At 54.4% G+C, this 23483-nt stretch carries 22 protein-coding genes and 2 pseudogenes; 10 read left to right on the forward strand and 14 right to left on the reverse strand.

From position 1 onward, the window contains the following. Positions 1-71 precede the first annotated feature (71 nt). Positions 72-950, forward strand: coding sequence for a protease HtpX (gene htpX / locus ACUTSU_RS00640; RefSeq protein WP_012144856.1), 879 nt, complete (start codon positions 72-74; stop codon positions 948-950). A 210-nt stretch (positions 951-1160) separates the two neighbouring features. Here the strand turns inward: htpX and ACUTSU_RS00645 are convergent, their stop codons facing one another. Beyond that, positions 1161-2555 carry an MFS transporter gene (locus ACUTSU_RS00645; RefSeq protein ID WP_445651002.1) on the reverse strand — a complete coding sequence of 465 codons (1395 nt, stop codon included), beginning with the start codon at positions 2553-2555 and terminating at the stop codon, positions 1161-1163. A gap of 239 nt (positions 2556-2794) precedes the next feature. On the opposite strand from ACUTSU_RS00645, the gene kdgR reads away from it, so the two are divergent. Then, entirely contained in the window at positions 2795-3586 is a 792-nt protein-coding gene (gene kdgR, locus ACUTSU_RS00650) for a DNA-binding transcriptional regulator KdgR (RefSeq protein WP_445653769.1), read from the forward strand. Positions 3587-3711: 125 nt separating this feature from the next. Here kdgR and ACUTSU_RS00655 read toward each other — a convergent pair whose 3' ends face one another. From ACUTSU_RS00655 to ACUTSU_RS00670, 4 genes are all read right to left on the reverse strand, one after another. Next, a complete protein-coding gene (locus tag ACUTSU_RS00655) occupies positions 3712-5103 on the reverse strand; it encodes an L-cystine transporter (protein ID WP_445653629.1) in 1392 nt (463 codons plus the stop codon). Between the two features lie 184 nt (positions 5104-5287). Next, positions 5288-5836 (reverse strand): metal-dependent hydrolase, encoded by a 549-nt coding sequence (locus ACUTSU_RS00660; protein ID WP_445653630.1) that lies wholly within the window; start codon positions 5834-5836, stop codon positions 5288-5290. Between the two features lie 182 nt (positions 5837-6018). Beyond that, complete coding sequence (gene hxpB / locus ACUTSU_RS00665) at positions 6019-6684, reverse strand: hexitol phosphatase HxpB (RefSeq protein ID WP_445653631.1); 666 nt, start codon at positions 6682-6684, stop codon at positions 6019-6021. 65 nt (positions 6685-6749) lie between these two features. Beyond that, positions 6750-8030 carry an HdeD family acid-resistance protein gene (locus tag ACUTSU_RS00670; protein WP_445653632.1) on the reverse strand — a complete coding sequence of 427 codons (1281 nt, stop codon included), beginning with the start codon at positions 8028-8030 and terminating at the stop codon, positions 6750-6752. Between the two features lie 195 nt (positions 8031-8225). Between ACUTSU_RS00670 and ACUTSU_RS00675 the strand changes: the two genes are divergently transcribed. Next, entirely contained in the window at positions 8226-8786 is a 561-nt protein-coding gene (locus ACUTSU_RS00675) for a YniB family protein (protein ID WP_445653633.1), read from the forward strand. A gap of 50 nt (positions 8787-8836) precedes the next feature. On the opposite strand, the gene ACUTSU_RS00680 is transcribed toward ACUTSU_RS00675, so the two are convergent. After that, entirely contained in the window at positions 8837-9697 is an 861-nt protein-coding gene (locus ACUTSU_RS00680; protein ID WP_445653634.1) for a fructosamine kinase family protein, read from the reverse strand. A 264-nt stretch (positions 9698-9961) separates the two neighbouring features. On the opposite strand from ACUTSU_RS00680, the pseudogene ACUTSU_RS00685 reads away from it, so the two are divergent. Next, a pseudogene (locus ACUTSU_RS00685) lies at positions 9962-10411 on the forward strand (GNAT family N-acetyltransferase). A 37-nt stretch (positions 10412-10448) separates the two neighbouring features. Here ACUTSU_RS00685 and ACUTSU_RS00690 read toward each other — a convergent pair. The 5 genes from ACUTSU_RS00690 to ghoS form a co-directional block, all read right to left on the reverse strand. Beyond that, positions 10449-11309 (reverse strand): metal ABC transporter permease, encoded by an 861-nt coding sequence (locus ACUTSU_RS00690; protein ID WP_445651009.1) that lies wholly within the window; start codon positions 11307-11309, stop codon positions 10449-10451. Then, the gene (yfeC, locus tag ACUTSU_RS00695; protein WP_445651010.1) at positions 11309-12169 is read right to left on the reverse strand and encodes an iron/manganese ABC transporter permease subunit YfeC; all 861 of its coding nucleotides are present in this window, start codon (positions 12167-12169) and stop codon (positions 11309-11311) included. Before yfeC ends, ACUTSU_RS00690 begins: the two co-directional genes overlap by 1 nt. Continuing rightward, a complete protein-coding gene (locus ACUTSU_RS00700) occupies positions 12169-13059 on the reverse strand; it encodes a manganese/iron ABC transporter ATP-binding protein (protein ID WP_445651011.1) in 891 nt (296 codons plus the stop codon). The genes yfeC and ACUTSU_RS00700 overlap by 1 nt, the downstream gene beginning before the upstream one ends. Beyond that, positions 13056-14000, reverse strand: a complete 945-nt coding sequence (locus tag ACUTSU_RS00705) for a metal ABC transporter substrate-binding protein (RefSeq protein ID WP_445651012.1) — start codon at positions 13998-14000, stop codon at positions 13056-13058. The genes ACUTSU_RS00700 and ACUTSU_RS00705 overlap by 4 nt, the downstream gene beginning before the upstream one ends. A gap of 131 nt (positions 14001-14131) precedes the next feature. After that, on the reverse strand, positions 14132-14431 hold the full coding sequence (ghoS, locus tag ACUTSU_RS00710; RefSeq protein ID WP_445651013.1) for a type V toxin-antitoxin system endoribonuclease antitoxin GhoS: 300 nt from the start codon (positions 14429-14431) through the stop codon (positions 14132-14134). A 109-nt stretch (positions 14432-14540) separates the two neighbouring features. Here ghoS and ACUTSU_RS00715 point away from each other — a divergent pair, with 109 nt between their 5' ends. Further along, a complete protein-coding gene (locus ACUTSU_RS00715; RefSeq protein WP_445651014.1) occupies positions 14541-15206 on the forward strand; it encodes a transglycosylase SLT domain-containing protein in 666 nt (221 codons plus the stop codon). Positions 15207-15220: 14 nt separating this feature from the next. On the opposite strand, the gene ACUTSU_RS00720 is transcribed toward ACUTSU_RS00715, so the two are convergent. Further along, positions 15221-15406, reverse strand: coding sequence for a hypothetical protein (locus ACUTSU_RS00720; protein ID WP_445651015.1), 186 nt, complete (start codon positions 15404-15406; stop codon positions 15221-15223). Between the two features lie 109 nt (positions 15407-15515). Here ACUTSU_RS00720 and ACUTSU_RS00725 point away from each other — a divergent pair, with 109 nt between their 5' ends. The 5 genes from ACUTSU_RS00725 to ACUTSU_RS00745 all read left to right on the forward strand — a co-directional run bounded on the left by ACUTSU_RS00725 (position 15516) and on the right by ACUTSU_RS00745 (position 22178). Then, positions 15516-16241, forward strand: a complete 726-nt coding sequence (locus ACUTSU_RS00725) for a gluconate 2-dehydrogenase subunit 3 family protein (protein ID WP_445651016.1) — start codon at positions 15516-15518, stop codon at positions 16239-16241. A 2-nt stretch (positions 16242-16243) separates the two neighbouring features. After that, positions 16244-18025 (forward strand): GMC family oxidoreductase, encoded by a 1782-nt coding sequence (locus tag ACUTSU_RS00730; protein WP_445651017.1) that lies wholly within the window; start codon positions 16244-16246, stop codon positions 18023-18025. Positions 18026-18037: 12 nt separating this feature from the next. Next, entirely contained in the window at positions 18038-19357 is a 1320-nt protein-coding gene (locus ACUTSU_RS00735) for a c-type cytochrome (RefSeq protein ID WP_445651018.1), read from the forward strand. A gap of 260 nt (positions 19358-19617) precedes the next feature. Beyond that, entirely contained in the window at positions 19618-20901 is a 1284-nt protein-coding gene (locus ACUTSU_RS00740; protein ID WP_445651046.1) for an HAAAP family serine/threonine permease, read from the forward strand. Positions 20902-21050: 149 nt separating this feature from the next. Further along, complete coding sequence (locus tag ACUTSU_RS00745) at positions 21051-22178, forward strand: ABC transporter substrate-binding protein (RefSeq protein ID WP_445653635.1); 1128 nt, start codon at positions 21051-21053, stop codon at positions 22176-22178. Positions 22179-22372: 194 nt separating this feature from the next. On the opposite strand, the pseudogene ACUTSU_RS00750 reads toward ACUTSU_RS00745, so the two are convergent. Together ACUTSU_RS00750 and ACUTSU_RS00755 are read right to left on the reverse strand one after the other, a co-directional pair. After that, positions 22373-23025 (reverse strand): annotated as a pseudogene (locus ACUTSU_RS00750) (MarC family NAAT transporter). A gap of 164 nt (positions 23026-23189) precedes the next feature. Next, positions 23190-23411, reverse strand: coding sequence for a hypothetical protein (locus tag ACUTSU_RS00755; protein ID WP_445653636.1), 222 nt, complete (start codon positions 23409-23411; stop codon positions 23190-23192). Positions 23412-23483: the final 72 nt, after the last annotated feature.

Raw genomic sequence — 23483 nt, forward strand, 5'->3', positions numbered from 1 at the left:
GACGAATGCCCATACCATCTAGGGTAACCGAGGCAGCGTTTTGTTAACATTTATGAGGAAGTAAACATTTTATGATGCGTATAGCTCTGTTCCTGCTCACCAACCTGGCGGTGATGTTGGTTTTCGGGCTGGTGCTCAGCCTGACAGGAATCCAATCCAGTAGCGTTCAGGGCCTGATGATCATGGCCGGTCTGTTTGGTTTCGGCGGCTCGTTTGTCTCACTGCTGATGTCCAAATGGATGGCGTTGCGCTCCGTCGGCGGGGAAGTGATTGAACAACCGCGTAACGAGACCGAAAACTGGCTGCTGGAAACGGTACGGCGTCAGTCGCAGCAGGCAGGCATTGCCATGCCGCAGGTGGCTATTTATCACGCACCAGACATCAACGCCTTCGCCACCGGTGCGCGCCGTAATGCGTCACTGGTTGCCGTCAGCACCGGCCTGCTGCAAAGCATGAGCCGTGATGAAGCAGAAGCGGTTATTGCCCACGAAATCAGCCACGTTGCCAATGGCGATATGGTCACCATGACGCTGATTCAGGGTATCGTGAACACCTTCGTGATCTTCATCTCTCGTCTGATCGCACAGGCCGCCGCCGGCTTCCTGGGCAACCGTGACGGCGAAGGGGAAGGCAACGGCAACCCGATGATCTATTTCGGCGTGTCGATGGTTCTGGAGCTGGTATTCGGCATCCTGGCCAGCATTATCACCATGTGGTTCTCACGTCATCGTGAGTTCTATGCCGACGCAGGCTCCGCCAAACTGGTGGGCCGCGAGAAGATGATCGCCGCACTGCAACGGCTTAAAACCAGCTATGAGCCACAGGAAGCGGGCAATATGATGGCGTTCTGCATCAACGGCAAGTCCAAGTCGTTCAGCGAACTGTTCATGTCGCACCCGCCGCTCGATAAACGTATCGAAGCACTGCGTTCAGGTCAGTATCTGAAGTAACTTTCAGAAAGTAAAAAACCCCGGCTCGCCGGGGTTTCAGACTGATGACAAACCTCATTCCAGCCCAGATCGAGTAGAGGCCGATAAATAAAAATCAGGAAAATCAATTTATTGATTTTCGGCTGCTCACCACAAAGCAGGAAAAACCACGCTTTTTCCTGCTTTGTCAGCAACTTAAAACCCCGGCTCGCCGGGGTTTTTTTATGTTCGTTATTTGGCTTGCTGACTGCTTGGCTCCGCTTGTGAGCGCGGCTGGGTAATGCGCAGGCTGCTGACCGCCGCCGCCAATGTGGCAAAAGTTCCGGCCAGGATCAACGAGGCATGAGTGCCGGAGGTGGGGAACAGGTTGAACATTAACGCCACCAGCGCGGCTCCCGAGGTCTGTCCCAACAGCCGGGCGGTGCCCAGCATGCCGCTGGCACCCCCACTGCGGTTGCGTGGGGCGGCGGAAATAATGGTGTGGTTATTCGGTGACTGAAACAACCCAAAACCGGCACCGCATAGCACCATGCGCCAGATGATATCCAGGTCTGAAGGGTTTTGCGGCAGCAGCGCCAACAAGAACAAACCCAGAGCAAACACCGCGAGACCGATACAGCCTAACAACCCAGCATGAATGCGCTCAACCAGACGTCCTGCAAGCGGTGCCATGACGATAATCGCCAAAGGCCAGGGTGTCAGCAGCAACCCGGTGGCGACCTCGTCGCGGCCCAGCGTGCTTTGCAGGAAGAACGGCAACGAGACCATCGCCAGCATCTGGGCGGCGAAGGAACAAATCGAAGTACCCATCGACAGCGCGAAAATCGGAATGCGCAGCAAGTCCACCGGGAGCAGTGGGAATTGCTGACGCAGCTGGCGGCGAACAAAGAAGAAGCCAATCACCAGCAGCGCGGCGATTTCGCTGAATATCAGCGCCAGGCTTTGGCCCTGGGCAAAGCCGCTGATGGCGGTGATCAGCAACCCGAAGGTCAGGGCGTTCATCACCGCACTGGCCGGATCAAAACGCTGATTCGTGCTTTTTTGGCTGTTGCCGGGCAGGTACTTCATCCCCAGCAACAACGCGACGATACCAATCGGCAGGTTAATCGCGAACAGCCATTGCCAGGAGGCCAGCGACAGGATAGCCGCCGCTACCGTCGGCCCGGCTGCTGAGGAAAAGGCGACAATCAGTGAATTGATACCCATACCGCGGCCGAGAAACCGCTGTGGATAGATAATGCGTATTAACGCGGTGTTGACACTCATGATAGCGGCGGCGCCAAAGCCTTGCAGCACACGAGCAATGGTCAGCGTCGTCAGCGAGTCGGACAGGGCGCAGAACAGCGAGGTAATGCTGAATACCAACAGACCGGCCTGATAGATGCGACGATAACCGATCAGGTCACCGAGCGAGGCCAGCGACAGTAGCGAAATGGTGATCGCCAACTGGTAGGCGTTAACCACCCAGATGGAGCTGGCCGGGCTGGCATTCAGATCGCGCGCGATGGTCGGCAGTGCCACGTTGGCAATCGCGCCATCGAGCACCGAGACGGTGATGCCCAGGGCAATGGCGAGAATAGCCCCATAGCGTTGTGGGACGGGCAGGCCGTCAGTACAAGAACGCATGTTGATCTCGAAGGTATTAATTCGGGGGAGTATTACCATGCTAATCATATTAGTCTGCGATTGCATCCACAGATTCCCGCTCAATTGTAATAACCGATGAGAGTTGAGCGCTCAATTCGTTCCTTCTCAGGCATTTATCCCCAGGGCAGATTGCGTGCTTTCCACGGTACCGCATATACTGAAACTCGTGTTCAAATTTCTTAAAACAGAAAATGCCGGGTAGGATATTGATATTGACTATGGTTAACGCAGACTCAGATAAACAACCGGATGCGGTTTCATCCGTGCTGAAGGTATTTGGTATCTTGCAGGCGCTGGGCGAAGAACGTGAGATTGGCATAACCGAGCTTTCCCAGCGGGTGATGATGTCCAAGAGCACCGTCTACCGTTTTCTGCAGACCATGAAGTCATTGGGCTATGTTTCGCAGGAGGGGGAGTCGGAAAAATACGCGCTCACGCTCAAGCTGTTTGAACTGGGAGCCAAGTCGCTACAAAGTGTCGATCTGATCCGCAGCGCCGATATCCAGATGCGCGAACTGTCGAACCACACCCGTGAAGCTATTCACCTCGGGGCGCTGGATGAGGACAGTATTGTCTATATCCATAAAATCGACGCCATGTATAACCTGCGTATGTATTCACGTATTGGTCGTCGCAACCCGCTGCACAGCACGGCGATCGGTAAAGTGCTGTTGGCCTGGCGTGACCGGGCTGAAGTGGCGCAAATCCTGTCAAAAATTGAGTTTACCCGCAGCACCCCGAACACCCTGACCGATGCCGCGGTCTTGATGTCACAGCTGGATCAGGTGCGTGAGCAGGGGGTGGGTGAAGACATCGAAGAACAGGAAGAAGGGTTGCGCTGCATTGCGGTGCCGGTGTTTGACCGTTTTGGTGTGGTCACCGCCGGCTTGAGCATCTCGTTCCCGTCCATTCGTTACTCGGAAGAGGCCAAAGCCGATTACGTCAAACGGCTGCATAGCGCCGCCCGCAACATTTCCGAGCAAATGGGCTACCACGACTACCCATTCTAATTCCGCCGGTTACCATCAAGGCGTCCCATTCACTGGCAACGCTTTTTTTATTTTAGATTTAGCGGTTTTCAGACGTAAAAAAACCGGGACCTGCTTCAGCCCCGGTTTTTTAATTTCGATGAAATTTACTGGTGAGCCAGTTCCACTTCGTCTTCGCTGTCCATAATGGACTTGTCAGTCTGTTTCATCAGTTGGCTGGTGACGGTACCGGCGGTCATGGAACCGCTAACGTTCAGCGCGGTACGGCCCATGTCGATCAGTGGTTCAACCGAAATCAGTAGGGCGACCAGCGTGACCGGCAGGCCCAGTGCAGGCAGCACAATCAGCGCGGCGAAGGTTGCGCCGCCACCCACACCGGCAACACCGGCGGAGCTGATGGTGACGATACCCACCAGCGTGGCGATCCACAGCGGATCAAGCGGGTTGATACCGACGGTAGGGGCAACCATCACCGCCAGCATGGCCGGGTAGAGACCGGCACAACCGTTCTGGCCGATAGTCGCGCCGAACGACGCCGAGAAACTGGCAATCGATTCAGGTATACCCAGGCGACGGGTTTGTGCTTCCACATTCAGCGGAATGCTGGCGGCGCTGGAGCGGCTGGTGAAGGCAAAGGTGATCACCGGCCAGACTTTGCGGAAAAACTTTGCCGGGTTAACGCCGGTGAAGGCCAGCAGCACCGCATGCACGCCAAACATGATGGCCAGACCGAGGTAAGAGGCCACCACGAAGCTGCCGAGTTTGACGATGTCGTGGATGTTGGAACCGGCCACCACTTTGGTCATTAACGCCAGGACGCCGTACGGGGTCAGTTTCATGACCAGACGCACCAGCTTCATGACCCAGGCTTGCAGGGTGTCGATAGCGGCCAGTACGCGTTGGCCTTTCTCTTTATCGTCTTTCAGCAACTGCAGCGAAGCCACACCCAGGAAGGCGGCGAAGATCACCACGCTAATGATCGAGGTTGGGCTGGCACCGGTCAGATCGGCAAACGGATTTTTCGGCACGAACGACAGCACCAGTTGCGGTACGGTCAGGTCGGCTACTTTACCGACGTAGTTGCTCTGAATAGCCGCCATGCGCGCGCTTTCCTGCGTGCCCTGCACCAGGCCTTCTGCGGTCAAACCGAACAGGTTGGTGACCAGCACGCCCACCAGTGCGGCGATCAGCGTGGTGAACAGCAGGGTGCCAATCGTCAGGAAGCTGATTTTTCCCAATGAAGAGGCGTTATGCAGCTTGGCGACCGCGCTCAAAATTGAGGCGAACACCAATGGCATAACAATCATTTGTAGCAGTTGCACATAGCCGTTGCCGACAATGTTGAACCAACTGATGGATTCTTTCAGTACCGGGTTATCGGAACCGTAAACCAGTTGCAGTGCCAGACCGAACACCACGCCCATTACCAGGCCGACCAATACCTTTTTCGCCAGGCTCCATTGCTTATGGCGGGTTTGCGCCAACAGCAAAAGGAGGGCGACAAAAATCACCACGTTAATAACCAGCGGAAGATTCATCCCCAATGTCTCCAATTATTTTTTCTTATATAAAAATGGCTATGCACCAAGGCGTAGCGATACTAAATATCGTAACAGTTTGCGTAACGGCTCACTTATATCCAAATGGAATTTGATATAACTTTGTGGGTGAATTTGTTTGATTAATAATCTTTTCGGATATTAAATGGCCGTTTTTTTGTGATCACAGTCTGATATTTTTTATTTGTTCGAAATAGGACTGCACAGGAATGGTGCAACCGCCTTGCCAGTAGACAGCGAAAGCGACCAGACACAGGCACAGAGCGCGCTCGAGTTGGTTGCCTTTCTGAGAATTTAGCAGCGGCAGGCGAAAACGCCAGCGGCAAGGCCAAAGCAAGGGCACGCCGGCGGGGGTGAGCATATCTGCCAACAGGTGACTGAAGTAACCGATAATCATCGCATGCAGCACATCCGGCGGGATCGGCCAACTGCGTGGGGCGTCAAGCTGGAACAGTGCCATGCCACCGGCGATCGCCAGCAGGCTATGAGTAAAACCACGATGGCCGAAGGCACGAGAGATTGGAATGGCGATCCAGCGCAGACGCTGGCCTAACACCGATTTTGGGTGATCGATATCGGGCAGCAACGAAGTCAGCAGAGCAGCGGGGATAATATGCCACCAGTCGCCGGTAGCAAGCGATGGTGTCACCTCGGCCTTTTTGGCGAAAATCGCGCAAGCGACAGAGAAAATAAGATGTCCTTCCGCGGTCATACTGCCGTTCCAGCTGATAAACTGTTAATTTATCCAGTATATGGGAAAATTCCCAGTAGTGGAAGCAGTTACCCTGTAACCAATTGTTTATTTTATGACACAATGCGCTATTTTGAAATTAAGCGCTGATGGGGCTTGAAGGGGATAGTCATGGCACCGGGATCAGACCGATGCCGCGAAAATTACGCTAGGTGATCCGGTGTCAGCTGTTCCAGCGTTTCGAGCTTATGGTCGGCCAATGCCCAGCGCGGATCGTCGCGATATTCGTGCGCCGGGATAACAATCGAACGCATTCTGGCGGCCTTGGTGGCAATCATGCCGTTGAATGAGTCTTCCAGAGTGATGCAGCGCAGTGGATCACTGCCGAGGCGCTCGGCGGCGATCAGATACACTTCGGGGTGCGGCTTGCTATATGGCAGATACTCGGCGGAAACCAATTGGTCAAAGTAGCCTTCAAGGCCAAACATCTGCAGCACCTGCTGTTGCATGTGCAACGGCGAAGCGGAAGCCAGGCCGATATTCAGATCCAGACTGCGGCACAGTTCCAGCGCCTGCTGCACGCCTGGCAACAGCGGTTGTTTTTCACGTACCAGTTCTATGGCGCGTTCGATGATCCGCGCTGAAACTTCCTCTTGCGAAACCCCTTGCCACGGCATGACTTGGTACCACATTTTCACCACCAGATCGATGCGCAGACCCAGGGTATCCGGTAGCTTGTGGCGGTCGGACAAATCCAGCCCCAGTGCGCCAAAGATATCCAGTTCCGCCTGTAGCCACAGGGGTTCTGAATCGATCAATAAACCATCCATATCAAAAATAGCGGTTTCAATGCGTTGCGAATAGGTCATTAACGGTTAACTCCTTGCCGGCGCCGATGAATGTGGCAAACACTTTATCATCGCTGACGGCGAGACTAAAACTTTTGCCTACCGGGCTGACCCCGGCCAAAGCGCAGGATACGCCACACTTCCCGCAGCTTTAACCACCAGCGCTGATGTTGGCGCTCGGTGACCTGCTGTAGCATGCGCGCATAGTCCAGCACCAATCCTGGCGTCCAGGTCATGCTTTCGCCACGGCTGCGCAGCACCGCCAGCATCCACAGGTTGGGATCGAGCACCAGCAACAGAAAACGTCGCCACAGATGCTTATCGCCCAGTACGCCTTCCAGCGCGCTGTCGAGTGCCCGAATCACTGTGGTGGAACAGTTGCGACGGGTCAGATTGTAGGTGGTGTCCTGCCGATAGCGTTGCCAAAAAGCGCGCAGCGCCGTCGGGTTATAGCGATGAAACTGGATTTTTTTATCCGGTGGGCACCAGGCCGCCACCTCTTGCTGCAGGCTCGGCAGAAAACGCCCGTCGACGTTGTTTTGCTCGCCGGAATGTAGCAACTGGCGGAAATCCTGTGCGGAGTGGCTGATATTGTTAAGCGGATAGTGGCTAATATACAGATCCGGATCGAGTGCCACGGCAGCATGCCCGGTGGAGATGTTACCGTCGCCGTCTACTGCGGCTATGTAGCGGTCGACGATGTAACGTCGGCGAGCGTCTTTTGCCGAACCTATTGGCGTCCAGACGTACAGGTTGAGTAGGCTGGAGTCATGCGCCCATTGTAGTCCCGACTGATCCTGATTTTGATTCAGAGAAAAGCTTTCCAGCCGGCGTGCAATGCGCAGCAGCGCCCAACCGGAAAGCAGGATCATTACGCCGAGGCAAAAGGGCACCGTCATGCGGTGTGGTGCCGGCCAGCCGAAAAAGATCATCAATGAAAGCAGAATTTCACCGCTGCCAGCGAGCGCTACCGGCTTCCAGCGGCTGTGCTGGATCACCGTGGAGGAGGCGATACGTACCGCGCCGTCAAGTAACAGCGCACTGCCAAATACCAACGTGGCGACAATGTTACCGTCTGCAGGTACGTCAAAAATCGTAAAGGCCATAAAGATAAAGCCCAGGCCTTTCAGCAGCACCGGTCGGCTGGCGGAAGAACCTATCACCAACGCGGCGGAAATCGCCACCAGCCCCTCCAGCGCCAATATGACTGCCAAGGCATCTAACGCCAGCACCGAACGACCATCCTGCAGAATGTCGAACAGCATCAGCATGCCCACGCAGATCCACAACCAGCCGAACAGCATCAGCAGGCGGCGCTGCCCGTGCAGCGCCTGTGTGCCCAACAATAAGATAATCAGCCGGATCATGGTGGCCCCTGTCTAAACGGATTGATTTAACTATATAACTATTTAATGGTAACGCGCGGATGTCGTTAAGCTGTTGATTTCGGATAATCCCGGCTACGCTTGTAGCACAATAACGGTGAAGAAAACGGTGGGCGAGTTTCAGTAACTACAGGTAGACTTAGTCAATTACGGTTACGTCGCTTACAAGGGGAACACATGACGTATCAACAGGCTGGGCGCATCGCCATTATCAAACGTATTCTTGGCTGGGTGGTTTTTATCCCGGCGTTGCTTTCAACGCTGATCTCAATGTTGATGTTTGTTTATCAGCACAGCGAAAAGACTAAAGGCATCAATGCGGTAATGCTGGATTTTGTCCACGTGATGGTCGATATGGTGCGCTTCAATACGCCGTTCCTGAATATCTTCTGGTATAACTCGCCGGTCCCGGACGTCGAAAAAAGCCTGTTCAGTGCCGCTAATTTCATGTTTATCGTGATTTATATTCTGATTTTTGTCGGGCTGGCGCTGCAGGCTTCAGGTGCGCGCATGTCACGCCAAGTGAAATTTATTCGCGAAGGCCTGGAAGACCAGATGATCCTCGAGCAGGCCAAGGGCGGCGAGGGGCACACCCGTGCGCAGTTGGAAGAACGTATTACCCTGCCGCACCACACCATTTTTCTGCAATACTTCCCGCTGTACATTTTACCGGTGGTGATTGCGGTGATCGCCTGGTTTGTTATCAAGCTGCTCGGCCAACTGGCCAGCGCGGTTTAAGGTGAGATAAAGTTGAGGCGCTGGGTTCAGCGCCTTGATTTTTATCGCGGCTAGGAATGCAGCAGTGTTTCCACCGCACGCTGGGCCTTGACCAGATGCTGGCCACCAAACAGATTGCTGCGGTTGAGCAGGTAATACAGCTGATACAACGGCTGACGTTCGATAAATCCATTCTCCAAAGGCCAGATGCTTTGGTAACCGTCATAAATCTGCGGCGGCAGCTCCGGATACAGTGGCAGCATCGCCAAATCGCACTCTCTGTCGCCCCAATAGCAGGCTGGATCAAACAGCAAGGGGCCGTTGGCAGTTAAAGCGCAGTTGGCAGGCCATAAATCGCCATGCAACAGTGAAGGCTGCGGCTGATGGTGCTGCAGGCGGAGATACACCGCGTCAACAATCTCATCAATATCCCCGAAGGTCATGCCTTTCTCTGCCGCCATTTGCAACTGCCAGCCAATACGCTGCTCGGCAAAAAACTCTGACCAGCGGCGCTGCCAGGCATTGGGTTGCGGAGTGGTAGACAAATCGTTGTCGAAGTCGAGACCGAACTGCGGCTGTTCGCTCCATTTGTGCAGATGAGCCAGTTGTTGGCCAAGACAGTAGGCGCCGTGGGCATCAAAGGGTTTCAGGGGGTGATACTCCAGCAGCAGGAAACTGTAGTCGCGATCGCTGCCGACGCCGTATACCTGCGGGACCCGCACCGTTTTACTGCGTGCAAGTAACTCCAACTGGTCGGCCTCGGCGGTAAAGATGGGCAACAGTTCCCGGGCATCGCATTTGACAAACACCTGGTGGTCACCGTAACTAACACACCATGCCGGGTGAATATCGCCCCCTGGCAGTTCGGTTTTTGCGCGGATTTCTGCGCTGCCAAGATGTTCACTTAACAGACGGCTAACGGCTTGCCACATGGTACACCCCCTCTGTGTTGCCTGCGAATTCATTAGGTTAGCGTCTTTAGCCTGAAGAAAACACGACCTGGCGCACAGCTGGCACCAACAACAGGCGATTTTCTCGCCACTCGCGTTTGCTCAAAGTATATACGCTATTGATTAATTTAAGTACGGCGCATGTTGCAACTTGCCGGCGTGAGAGCGATGTTTATCAGGCTGATTGCACATGTCGCGACAGTAGAATCTTAAGATGGCCTTTACTATCAATGAGATGAGAAATTAATGGAGCAAAACCAGCAGTGGCAGAGCGGTGAATACCGGATTAACAGTGATAAGAGTGAATTAAATATCGCCTTTATCCACGCTTTTTTGACCACCTCGACCTGGGCGAGTGGCATTTCGCTGGCGACGGTGCAGTTGTCCATCGACAACAGCCTGTGTTTTGGTTTGTATCATCAGCAACAACAGATTGGCTTTGCCCGTCTGGTTACGGATTACGCCACTTTCGGTTAGCTGTGCGATGTGTTTGTCTCTCCGGATTATCAGGGGCAGGGGTTAGCGCGTTGGTTGATGGATTGCACGTTGAAACACCCTGTGCTGCAACGGCTGCGACGAATTATGCTGGTGACAGGTACTGCGCCGTGGCTGTACCAGAAAGCGGGTTATGAAGCGGTGAATCGTGAGGATTTTGTCTGGCAGATTGTCCGGCCGGATATCTACCAGCAGGAGTAACATCAGGCGGCGGTGCGATTGGGCACCGCCGCCTGTTTCAAGGTTTGACGTTGATTAAGCTTTCTTCGTGACGTTGTAACGGTCTGAACTTGCTGTAGAGCAGAGCGACCACAAACAGAATCGCCTGAACGATCACAATGCAGGGGCCGGTGGCCCCGTCAATGTGAAAACTGATCAAGGTGCCGAGCACGCAGGAGAACACCGAAACTACCGTGGCGACCATCAACATGCGATCGAAGCTGCGGCACAGCATAAAGGCAATAATCCCAGGTGCGATTAACATCGCAATCACCAGAATCACCCCCACCGCCTGCAGCGAAGCGACAATGGTCAGCGCCAGCAGGCACAGTAACCCGTAGTGCAACAGCTTCACCGGCAGGCCAATCACCCTGGCATGGTTGGGATCGAAACAGTAAAGCATCAGATCCTTGCGTTTGAGCAACACCACCAACAGGGTAATACCGGCCATCAGCAGCGTCTGTTTCAGTTCGACATCGGTAATACCCAGCATGTTGCCGAACAGAATGTGGCTCAGATGCTGATCGGTATCGACGCGTGAAAACAACACCAGCCCAAAGGCGAACATGCCAGAGAACACGATGCCCATCACCGTATCCTCTTTCACCCGGCTGTTTTCTTTCAGGTAACCGGTGGCGACTGCGCAGAAAATACCGGAGAAAAACGCACCGATCACCACCGGGATGCCGAGCACAAATGCCAGCACGATGCCGGGCAGCACCGCATGCGAAATGGCATCGCCCATCAGTGACCAGCCCTTGAGCACCAGATAACAGGACAGCACCGCACAGACTACGCCGGTGACGATAGCGGCCAGGATCGCCCGCTGCATAAACGGATAGGCGAACGGCTCGCTGAGCAGTTGATACAAGGTTTCCATCAGTGGCCTCCGGTCTGTTCACGCGCTACGCGGTGTTTGGATGCCAGCAGGCCGTGCTTGGGGGCAAAGAAAAAGGCGGCCAGGAACACCAGCGTCTGCAGGGTCACGATCACCCCACCGGTCGCGCCGTCGAGGAAGAAGCTCAGGTAAGCCCCGAAGCCGCTGGTCAATGCGCCGATCACGATGGCGATGATCACCAGCCGACTGAAACGGTCGGTCAGCAGATAGGCAGTGGCGCCTGGCGTGATGACCATGGCTATCACCAAAATCGCGCCGACGGTTTGTAATGCCGCCACGGTGCAGGCGCTGAGCAGGGTGAAGAACAGGATCTTCAGCCGCAGCGGCGACAGGCCAATCGACACCGCGTGGTTTTCGTCAAAGAACACCGCCAGCAGATCTTTCCACACCAGACACAGGATCAGCAGCGATACGCCGATGATAATCTCGACCTGCAACACGTCTTCATCGGCAATTCCGAGAATATTGCCGAAGATAATCGACTGCACATTTACCGAGGTGGGGTTGAGCGAAACGATCAGCAGGCCGACGGCGAAGAAGGTGGAAAAGATAAAGCCGATAATCGCGTCTTCACGCAGGCGAGTGATGTGGCGCACCAGCGTCATGGCCAGTGCGGCCAGCATGCCGGTAAAGAAGGCACCTGCGGCGTAGGGCAGGCCCAGCGCATAGGCACCCGCGACACCAGGCACCACCGAGTGCGACAGGGCATCACCCATCAGCGACCAGCCTTTCAGCATCAGGTAGGCCGACAGGAACGCGCAGGCGGCACCGACGATGGCGCTGACCCAGATGGCTTTGACCATATAGTTGTAACTGAAGGGTTGCAGCAGAAGTTCCAGCATCAGGGTTGTTTCTCCTTTGGCTGGCTTTGCGCCGGCGGGTCACTTTTGCTATGGCCGTAGAACACCGCCGGGCGCTCGTCATCGGTCAGCACCGTCAGGGTGCGCGGATCGTTGTCGTCGTGCAGGTCCGGGCCGGACAGGTTGATATGCCGCAGTACGCCGCCAAATGCCTGTTCCAGGTTGTTCTGGGTAAAGGTGGTTTCAGTCGGCCCTGCGGCCAGCACCGTACGATTAATCAGGATCACCCGATCGCAAAACTCCGGCACGCTTCCCAGGTTATGGGTGGAAACCAGGATTAGGTGGCCTTCATCGCGCAACGCGCGCAGCAGATCAATAATGGCATTCTCGGTTTTGACGTCGACGCCGGTAAAGGGCTCGTCCAGTAGCAGAACCGTCCCTTGTTGAGCCAGCGCCCGCGCCAGAAAGACGCGTTTTTTTTGCCCGCCGGAAAGTTCGCCGATCTGGCGGGTGCGCAGTTCGCTCAGGCCAACGCGCTCCAGCGCCTTATCGACCCGCAATCTGTCCTCCTTTGAAGGGATGCGCAGGAAGTTCATCTTGCCATAGCGGCCCATCATCACCACGTCTTCTACCAATACCGGGAAATTCCAGTCAACCTCTTCGGTTTGCGGGACGTAGGCAATCACGTTTTTCTTCAGCGCCTGCGCGACTGGTTGCTCGTTGAGTTGTACGCGGCCGCTGGTGGGCCGGACCAGCCCCATAATACTTTTGAACAGGGTCGATTTACCGCTGCCGTTGACGCCAACCAGCGCGCAAATGGCGCCGCCACTCAGGGTGAAACTGGCGTTGTGGATCGCGGTATGGCCGTTGTTGTAGGTCACGGTAACGTCGTCCACGCTCAATTCAGGGCGGACAAAAACCTCGGTGGTCATTGATCAAATCCTTTGGCAATGGTTTGTACGGTGGCATTGAGCAGGTCGATATAAGTCGGCACCGGGCCACCCTGAGCAGACAGTGAATCGACATAGAGTACGCCGCCGTATTTTGCGCCTGTCTCTTTGGCGACCTGTTTGGCAGGTTTGTCGGAAATGGTACTTTCGCTAAATACCACCGGGATGTGGTTGGCGCGCACGGCGTCAATCACCCGGCGAACCTGCTGCGGCGAGCCTTGCTCATCGGCGTTGATTGGCCACAGATACACTTCTTTCAACTGATAGTCTTTCGCCAAATAGCTGAAGGCACCTTCACTGGTCACTAACCAACGCTGAGCTGCAGGGATGCGTGCCAGGCGTTCGCGCAGCGGTGCGTCCAACGCGGCAATTTTGGCGGCATAGGTTTTGGCATTGCGGTTATAGGTTTCGGCATTGCCCGGGTCGTGTTGTACCAGTGCCTTACGGATGTTTTCGATATACACCAGTGCGTTGCTGGCGGACATCCAGGCGTGCGGATTCGGGTTACCGTTATAGGGTCCTTCACGGATCGGCAGTGGGGTGATGCCTTCGGTGACTACCGCGGCAGGCACCTGTTTGATGTTCTCAAAAAAACGCTGGAACCAGCGTTCCAGATTCATACCGTTCCACAGGATCAGGTCGGCGTGCTGCGCCTTAACAATATCGCGCGGTGTTGGCTGATAATCATGGATTTCCGCGCCCGGTTTGGTGATTGACTCCACCACGGCGGCATCACCGGCCACATTCTGGGCGATATCCTGAATGATGGTAAAGGTGGTTACCACCCGCAGTTTTTTCTCTGCCAATGCGGCCTGGCTGGCGAGGCTGGCAGTCAATAACAGGCACAGCAGGGCGATAGGGCGGGAAAAGCCACTGGGTTTAGTCATGAATAGGCGGGGAAAAGCGCGTTGTTTCATAAACATGGTGACATCTCCTGTCTCAAATGAAAATGATTGTCAATATCAATTGAGGCAAAGTCAAGCATCACCTGCCGGCTGATTGCCGGTTATTTACTCAATTGGAAAAATAATACCGCCCAGTGAGTTATAGCATTTTATGTATCAGTATGTAACCGCTTAATATAGCCATCGTAGGTGACAATATCGACATCAGGGACCTTACCCAACGCCACCTGCCCAAGTTTCTGTGCTAGTAGCTGCACATCCTGTTGATCCAGTGGGGTTATCAACGCAAAACTGTTGCTGCCCAGCTCATGCGGAATGCCATTTTCGTCTGCCACCGACGTGACAAATCCATGAAGGGTTAATTGTCCTGTCAGCTTGGCCAAATCAGCTAATCCTTCTTCCTGATAGCGAAAAGTCACCACAAAACACGTTGTTGCAGATTGACTCATAAATCACCTCTTGGTATACGAGTAGCTTGAGATTAGACCAAAAAAAGCGTACAGGCGTCCTTACAAGTTGTATATGCTACGCAACTCATTGAAAGGAGTGAGGGATTCTGTGAAAACAAAAATAGGTTGCCTGACGGCAATTTTGCTTTTGTCGGGTTGTGCCAAAGACCCGCAAACAGCAACCAATATTTCAGGCAGTGGCACATTACGTGGCGGTTGGTTAAAGACCCCTCCACAGGCTCCGGTTAACCGAACAGGGACACCGATAGCCTATAACGATTACATTCGTCAGGCCGCTAACAGCTATGGCGTTGACGAAACGCTGATTAAAGCGATTATTCAGGTGGAATCCGGGTTTAACCCGAATGCAGTCAGTACCTCGAACGCCGTGGGATTAATGCAGCTGAAACCTTCAACCGCCGGGCGTGACGCCTATCGTCTGAAAGGAAGAAGCGGGCAGCCAAGCTCGCGTGAGTTGAAGGATCCGGCGGTTAATATTGATCTGGGAACGGCCTATATCAATATTCTTCAAAGCCAGCAGCTAGCCGGGATCAACGATCCACAGACGTTACGTTACGCCACCATTGTGTCTTATGTGAATGGGGCGGGTGCCATGTTGCGGACCTTCTCATCAGACAAGCGCGTCGCGGTAAATCGTATCAATCAGATGAGCCCGGATGAGTTTTATCAGCATATCCAGAAAAAGCATCCGGCCCCGCAGGCGCCGCGCTATTTATGGAAGGTGACCACCGCCTACCAGGCAATGTCGCCCTAGTTCAAATTTCTTTGCTAAACCGGCCTCTTACTGGGGCCGGATTTTTTATTGGCGCGCGGTAAAATCGCGATGCACTTCTCATTTTTCGTTATTTCCCATCCTGTTACCTGAAAAACCGCACGAATAGTTAATTTTACATTAACCAGCAAATCTTTACGTTCATTCAATAAGTTACCGGTAACATTTTGGCGTTTGGCCACATTGTGGCCTTCAATAAATATACAAATAAGTAACAATTTATGTTTGAAACCCGCATCGACCGCAAGGTTGAGGTTAAATAGTTGTGATTATCTTTGGATGGAATGTGATATGTCGGACGATAAAACTAACAATTCACGGCGCGATTTCTTGCTGAAATCGATGACTTTAATCCCCGCAGCGGTGATTGGCGGCAGTGGCGTTAGTGCGCTGACAGCCTCAATACCGGCGGTCGCGGCAACAGACACCCCAAAAACAAGCGACTATCAGCCTACCTTCTTTACCCCGGAAGAGTGGGCCTTCGTCAAGGCGGCTGTGGCACGTCTGATCCCGGCCGACGATCGTGGTCCTGGGGCGCTGGAAGCTGGCGTGCCGGAATTTATCGATCGTCAGATGAATACCCCGTACGCGACCGGATCCATCTGGTATATGCAGGGGCCGTTTAACCCGGATGTTCCGAAGGAAATGGGTTATCAACTGCCGCTGGTGCCGAAACAGATCTACAACCTGGGTATCGCTGATGCCGATGCCTACAGCAAGAAAACCGCCGGTAAAGTTTTTGCCGACCTGGACGCCGCACAGCAGGACGCGTTGTTGCAGAAATTTGAGTCCGGCGACGCTGAGTTTTCGCAGTTGCCTGCCAAACTGTTCTTCTCCTACTTGTTGCAAAACACCCGCGAAGGTTTCTTTAGCGATCCAATCCATGGTGGCAATAAAGACATGGTCGGTTGGAAGCTGATTAATTTTCCTGGCGCGCGCGCCGACTTTATGGACTGGGTTGAACGAGGGGAACGTTATCCCTTACCCCCGGTATCAATTCGTGGGGAGAGAGGGTAACAATGGCAACGGTAATGAAAAAAGTAGACGCGGTGATCGTCGGCTTCGGTTGGGTGGGCGCCATTATGGCCAAAGAACTCACCGAGGCTGGCCTCAACGTGGTGGCGCTGGAACGCGGCCCGATGCGCGATACCTATCCGGACGGTTCCTACCCGCAGGTGATCGACGAACTGACCTATAACATTCGCCGCAAGCTGTTCCAGGATTTGTCAAAAAGCACCGTGACCATTCGTCACAATACCAGCCAGACGGCAGTGCCTTACCGTCAGTTAGCGGCGTTCCTGCCGGGTACCGGCGTGGGTGGCGCAGGCCTGCACTGGTCTGGCGTACATTTCCGCATCGATCCTATCGAGCTGCGCATGCGTAGCCACTACGAAGAACGTTATGGCAAAAACTTCATCCCGAAAGACATGACCATCCAGGACTTCGGTGTCACCTATGACGAGCTGGAGCCCTTCTTCGACAAAGCGGAGAAAGTGTTCGGCACCTCCGGCACCGCCTGGACCGTCAAGGGCCAAAAAATGGCACCGAAGGGCGGTAACCCCTTCGCGGCTGACCGTTCCGACAACTTCCCGTTGCCGGCGCAGAAGAATACTTTCTCTGCGCAAATGTTCGAGAAAGCGGCGCGAGACGTGGGCTATCACCCTTATAACCTGCCTTCTGCCAACACTTCGGATTCCTACACCAATCCGTATGGCGCGCAGATGGGGCCGTGCAACTTCTGTGGTTTCTGCAGTGGTTACGCCTGTTATATGTATTCCAAGGCTTCACCGAACGTCAATATTTTGCCGGCATTGCGCATGGAGAAACGCTTCGAACTGCGCACCAACGCCAATGTGTTGAAGGTGAACCTGACCGACGATAAATCTCGCGCAACCGGTGTCAATTATATCGACGCGCAAGGCCGTGAAGTCGAACAGCCGGCCGAGCTGGTGATCCTGGGTGCTTTCCAGTTCCACAACGTTCACCTGATGCTGCTGTCCGGTATCGGCAAACCTTACGATCCGGTGACCGGCGAAGGTGTGGTTGGGCGTAACTTCGCTTACCAAAACCTGACCACTATCAAGGCGTTTTTCGACAAGGACGTGTTTACCAACCCGTTCATCGGCGCTGGTGGTAATGGTGTGGGTGTGGACGACTTCAACGCCGACAACTTTGACCATGCCGAAGCAGGCTTCGTTGGCGGTTCGCCGTTCTGGGTCAACCAGGCGGGCACCAAACCGATCTCCGGCTTGCCAACCCCTCCGGGCACCCCGGCCTGGGGCAGTAAGTGGAAAGCGGCGGTGGCCGATGCCTATACCCATCATGTCTCGATGGATGCCCACGGTGCGCACCAGTCGTATCGCAGCAACTATCTGGATCTCGACCCTACCTACAAAAACGTGTTCGGCCAGCCTCTGCTGCGCATGACGTTCGACTGGCAGGAAAACGACATCAAGATGGCGCAATTTATGTACGACAAAATGGCCCCTATCGCCAAGGCCATGAACCCGAAACTGATTTCTGGCAGCCCGAAAAACGCCAACAGTCATTTCGATACCACCAGCTACCAAACCACTCATATGAACGGCGGTGCGGTGATGGGCGAAGATCCGAAGACCAGTGCGGTGAACCGCTATTTGCAAAGCTGGGACGTCCATAACGTGTTCTCGATCGGCGCGTCAGCTTTCCCGCAGGGTCTGGGTTACAACCCGACCGGCACCGTGGCCGCGTTGGCTTACTGGTCTGCACGCGCTATTCGCGAGCAGTATCTGAAAAACCCAGGCCCTTTGGTGCAGGCATAAGGACGGCGACTGATGAAAGCATTTGTTCCCGCACTGGTTCTCAGTGCACTGAGTTTCTCTGTCTGGGCGCAGGACGCCACGGTCAGCAGCGAGTTGATCAAGCGCGGTGAGTATCTGGCGCGTGCCGGTGACTGCGTGGCCTGCCACACCAACGGCAAAAGCGGTAAAGAGTTTGCCGGGGGGCTGGCGATGGAAACGCCGATCGGCACCATTTACTCCACCAATATCTCACCGGACAAGAAAACCGGCATCGGTGATTACAGCTTCGAAGACTTCGACAACGCGGTACGCAAGGGCGTCGCCAAAAACGGCAGCACCCTGTACCCGGCGATGCCGTATCCGTCGTTTGCGCTGGTGAAAGAGGATGACATGCGCGCCATGTATGCCTACTTCATGCACGGCGTACCGGCGGTGGAACAGGCCAACAAGGATTCCGATATCCCCTGGCCGCTGTCAATGCGCTGGCCGCTGAGTATCTGGCGCGGCATGTTTGCGCCATCACCGGCGGACTTTGTGGTGGACACCAAGGCCGATCCGGTGATTGAGCGGGGTCGTTATCTGGTGGAAGGGTTGGGCCACTGCGGTGCCTGCCATACGCCACGCAGCATTACCATGCAGGAAAAAGCGCTGAGCAATAATGACGGTGACAACTACCTGTCCGGCAGCAATGCGCCGATCGACGGTTGGGTGGCATCCAGCCTGCGCGGTGATAACAAGGATGGGCTGGGAACCTGGAGCGAGGCCGAACTGACCGAGTTCCTGAAAACCGGCCGTAACGATAAGTCCATCGTGTTTGGCGGTATGAGCGACGTGGTTGAGCATAGCCTGCAGTATCTCAGCGATGAGGATCTGACGGCAATTTCGCGTTACCTGAAAACGCTGCCGCCGAAAGACGGCAAGCAGCAGGCCACACCGGTAGAAGACAGCGTAGCCAAGGATCTGTGGCGCGGTGACGACAGCAAGCCCGGAGCGGCGTTGTACGTCGATAACTGTGCTGCCTGCCACCGTACCGATGGCGTGGGTTACAAACGTGCTTTCCCGGCGCTGAAGGGCAACCCGGTGGTGCAGACCGAAGATGCGACCTCGTTGATCCACATCGTGCTGACCGGTAACACCACGCCGGCGGTGAAAGGGGCGGTATCCAACATCACCATGCCACCGTTTGGCTGGCGGTTGAACGACCTGCAGGTAGCGGAAGTGGTTAACTTCATTCGCTCAAGCTGGGGTAACAGCGCCAAGCCGGTTAGCGCCTCAGACGTGGCCAGCGTACGTAAAGACCAGAAGGATATGGGCAGCGCCGCCGTACCGGAACATCCGGACGCCAACAAGTAAGTCATCCTCCAGGGCCTCATTCGAGGCCCTAGTTTTTTGTGCTCCGCAGCCGATTTTTACAGCGATGATTGTTCGCGAAATAGCCACTCAACCTGTGAAAGATAGACCTGGACAAGGTTTTTAATTATCCTTTGCCGTCCTTTTACTAGGCATAAGAATGAAATTCTGAGTTAATTAACTGATTACTATTAAAAAATTCGCGGAGAAGGATATCCCGTTAGGCGCAACCGTTGTCGCTGCAGATTAAGGTAAGCTTTCCTATGAGTACGATTTCTCCCGATTCCGGCACGCTGGCTCCCGCCCAGCCGGGCAAATGGAACAAGACGGACACCGTCTGGATGTTTGGCCTCTACGCCACTGCGGTGGGGGCAGGTACGTTGTTTCTGCCGATCAACGCTGGCTTAAACGGTCCACTGGTGCTGTTGCTGATGGCCGTGTTTGCCTTCCCACTGACTTATTTACCGCATCGCGCACTGAGCCGCTTTGTGCTTTCCGGCTCTAGCCGTAACGGCAATATTCATGATGTGGTGGTCGAGCACTTTGGCGTGCTGGCCGGTAAAATCATCATGGTGCTGTACCTGATGGCGTTCTTCCCGATAGTGCTGGTGTACAGCATTTCGATCACCAACGCGCTGGACAGCTTCCTGACTCATCAGTTTCACCTAACGTCGCCACCCCGTATCTGGCTGAGCCTGGCGGTGGTAGTGGTGCTGAATCTGGTGCTGCTGCGCGGTAAAGACGGCATCGTATCGGCGATGGGCATACTGGTATTTCCATTACTGGTATTTTTGATGGGTATTTCGCTGTACCTGATGCCGACCTGGCAAACCGCCAACTTTGTCAGTGGCCTGGCGAACACTCAGTTCAGTAGCCCAGATTTGTGGCATTCGCTGTGGCTGGCGGTGCCGGTCATGGTGTTTTCATTCAGCCATGCGCCGATTATTTCGTCCTTTGCCTCGACCCAAAAGAGCCTGTATGGCGAACTGGCTGAACGCCGTTGCGCGCGGATCATGCGCTACAGCTACGTGCTGATCTGCGTCACCGTGTTGTTCTTTGTCTTCAGCTGCGTGCTGAGTCTGTCCCACGAGGATATGCAGCAGGCGAAAGATCAAAACATTACCGTGCTGACCACGCTGGCGAACAAATTCTCCAACCCGTTGATCGCCTATTTGGGGCCGATGATGGCGATGCTGGCGATGGCCAAGTCCTATCTGGGTACCTCACTGGGGGTGACCGAAGGGGCGACCAGTCTGATTGACGGCCTGACGCGTGCAGTCGGAAAACCGCTAAGCTCGCGTATTACGCACCGTATTTCTGCCGTGTTGCTGTTCCTGTTGACCTGGGCGGCGACGGTTTGGAACCCGAGTGCGTTGCACATTATTGAAACCATCAGCGGACCGCTGATCGCGGCGATCCTGTTTATTTTGCCGATGTATGCGGTGCGTACGGTACCCGCTATGCGTCGTTACCGCGCGCTGAGCAATGTATTTGTGCTGGTGATGGGGCTGATTGCGCTGTCGGCGCTGATTTACGGCCTGATTTAACCTGACTGGTGCGCCGGTTCCGGCGCACCACCTTGTTGCGGTTCACATCTCTTTTCAATTAATCGAAAACTCGCCCGGCGTTCTCTTTGATAATGTGAGCAATTCTCATTATTATTTCTGGATTAACTTCTCACGCTAAGGAGTGTTACGTGTACCGTCGAATGACCCTGCTGGCTTTCGCCTGCGCCTTTTCTACTCAGGTGATGGCGACCACTTATCCGCTCACCCTGACCGATACCGCCGGTCAAACCCTGACGATTAAACAAGAGCCGAAACGCATTGTGGTGCAGGATGGGCGCGATATTCTGACGCTGGCCTTGCTGGACCGTGCCGATCCCTTTACCCGGCTGGTGGCGTGGAACAACCTGCTGAAGAAGAGCGATGGTGAAACCTGGAAAATTCTGCAAAGCAAGTGGCCAGAAGCCAAGAACATTATCGATATGGGGTTTAGCGACAAGGGAGAGATTAACCTGGAAAGCGTTATCGCCAAAGACCCTGATCTGATGGTGGCGCAGCTACGCTCGAAACCTTCTCTGAGCCAGACTGGCGTACTCGACAAGCTGCAAGCGCTGAATATTCCGGTGTTGTTTATCGATACCATGCTGAAACCGATGGAGAACACCCCGAAAAGCATTACCTTGCTGGGGGAAACTCTAAACCGTGAAAGTGAAGCGAAACAGTACACGGACTTTTATCAGCAGCACTATCAGAGCATCCTCGATAAAACCAAAAAGGTAGAGCCAAAGCCGCTGGTGTTTATTGAGGCCAAAGCCGGCCTGAACGGGCTGGAGTCTTGCTGTTTCACCCATGCTCATGTCGGATGGGGTGGGATGATTGAGGCGGTAGGCGCGCGCAATGTGGGTTCGGAACTGTTACCGGGCGCGACGGGCGACGTATCGCTTGAGAAAGTGATCAGCATGAAGCCAGATGCGTATATTATCTCCGGTTCCCAGTGGGCCAGTAAAACCAACGCTGCGGTACCTTTTGGCTATGGTGTGACGCAACCGCAGGTGGATGCTGCGTTCAACGCAATGAAACAGCGCCCAGGCTTTGCCCAGCTTTCGGCGGTAAAAGAGGGCCGCTTCTATGGCATTTATCACAATTTCTATAACCACCCGTACAATATCGTTGGGCTGGAGTATTTGGCGAAGTTTATCTATCCGAACCAGTTCCAGGATTTGGATCCGGCGAAAACCTACAGCGAGATCCTCAGTCGTTTTACTGAAGTGCCGGAAGGTCAGGGTATTTTAGGCGCGCAGGCACCTGCAGGTAAGTAAGTGAAACGGGCGCGGTTTGCGCCCGTTAGGTTGCTGACAAAGCAGGGAAAAGCGTGGTTTTTCCTGCTTTGTGGTGAGCAGCCGAAAATCAATAAATTGATTTTCCTGATTTTTATTTATCGGCCTCTACTCGCTCTGGGCAGGAATGAGGTTTGTCATCAGTCTGACGGGCGCTTAGCGCCCGTATTTATGGCTCAGGCAACGGCTGGGGTATAGGTGGCGATGAGCTCCAAAATGCCGTTGATAATAAATTGCACGCCCATACACACCAGCAGGAAACCCATCAGGCGTGAGATCGCCTCAATGCCACTTTGCCCAACCAGTCGCATGATAGCGCCAGAGCTGCGCAGGCAAGCCCATAAAATCAGGGCCACCGTCAGAAAGATGGCCACTGGCGCGACTAGCAGCACCCAGTGCGCAAATCCCAGAGTGTTCTCTTTGACGCTCGATGCGGAACTGATAATCATCGCAATGGTTCCCGGACCGGCGGTGCTGGGCATCGCCAATGGCACAAAGGCGATATTGGCCGAGGTTTTTTTGCGCAGCTCATTGCTTTTGCTTTCAACCTCTGGAGCTTCATCCGTACTTTGCTGCGGGAACAACATGCGAAAGCCAATAAACGCCACAATCAGCCCACCGGCGATCCGCAAGCCGGGAATAGAGATACCGAAGGTGTTCATGACCAACTGGCCGGCATAGAACGCTACCGTCATGATAAAGAACACATAGACCGAGGCCATCAGCGATTGCTGGTTGCGCTCTTCGCGCGTCATATTGCCGAAAGCCCGAGCAACAGTGCGACTGTGGTGAGTGGGTTGGCCAGCGGCAGCAGTAGCACCAAACCCAGTCAATGGCCTGGAATAACTACAGAATACTCGTCATGGGGCAGACTTCCTGTTTTCAGTAAATGTTGTGACGCAGTTTAAAAGTCCTACCCTATTGTTGCCGCGTGTTCAGCGGCAACAATAGGGAAGCGACCTCTAAATATAGAGGAATCGCGTTTGCAGCTCATTATCCCTGAGTGCTGGAGGGGGTTAGCTCAGGAAGCGCGTCAGTGTCGGCGTCATCGTCATTCACACAAGCACTGGTTATCTCCTGCGCATCTTCACACTCGATGGGCGGTTCGTTAACCGCAATGGCTCTCGGGTGGCGGTCTGCCCCCAGGTGTAATACCGCAAAAATAGCCACCAGCATGATGCAAACGCCAACGAGTAACTTCAATAATCGGTTCATGATGCGGGATGCTGTCTCAACTCTGCCTGTCATAGGGTGTTTTGTTGGTTGTTTTTGTTTTTTATGGCCATT

The organism is Serratia sp. NA_13 (assembly GCF_052691735.1).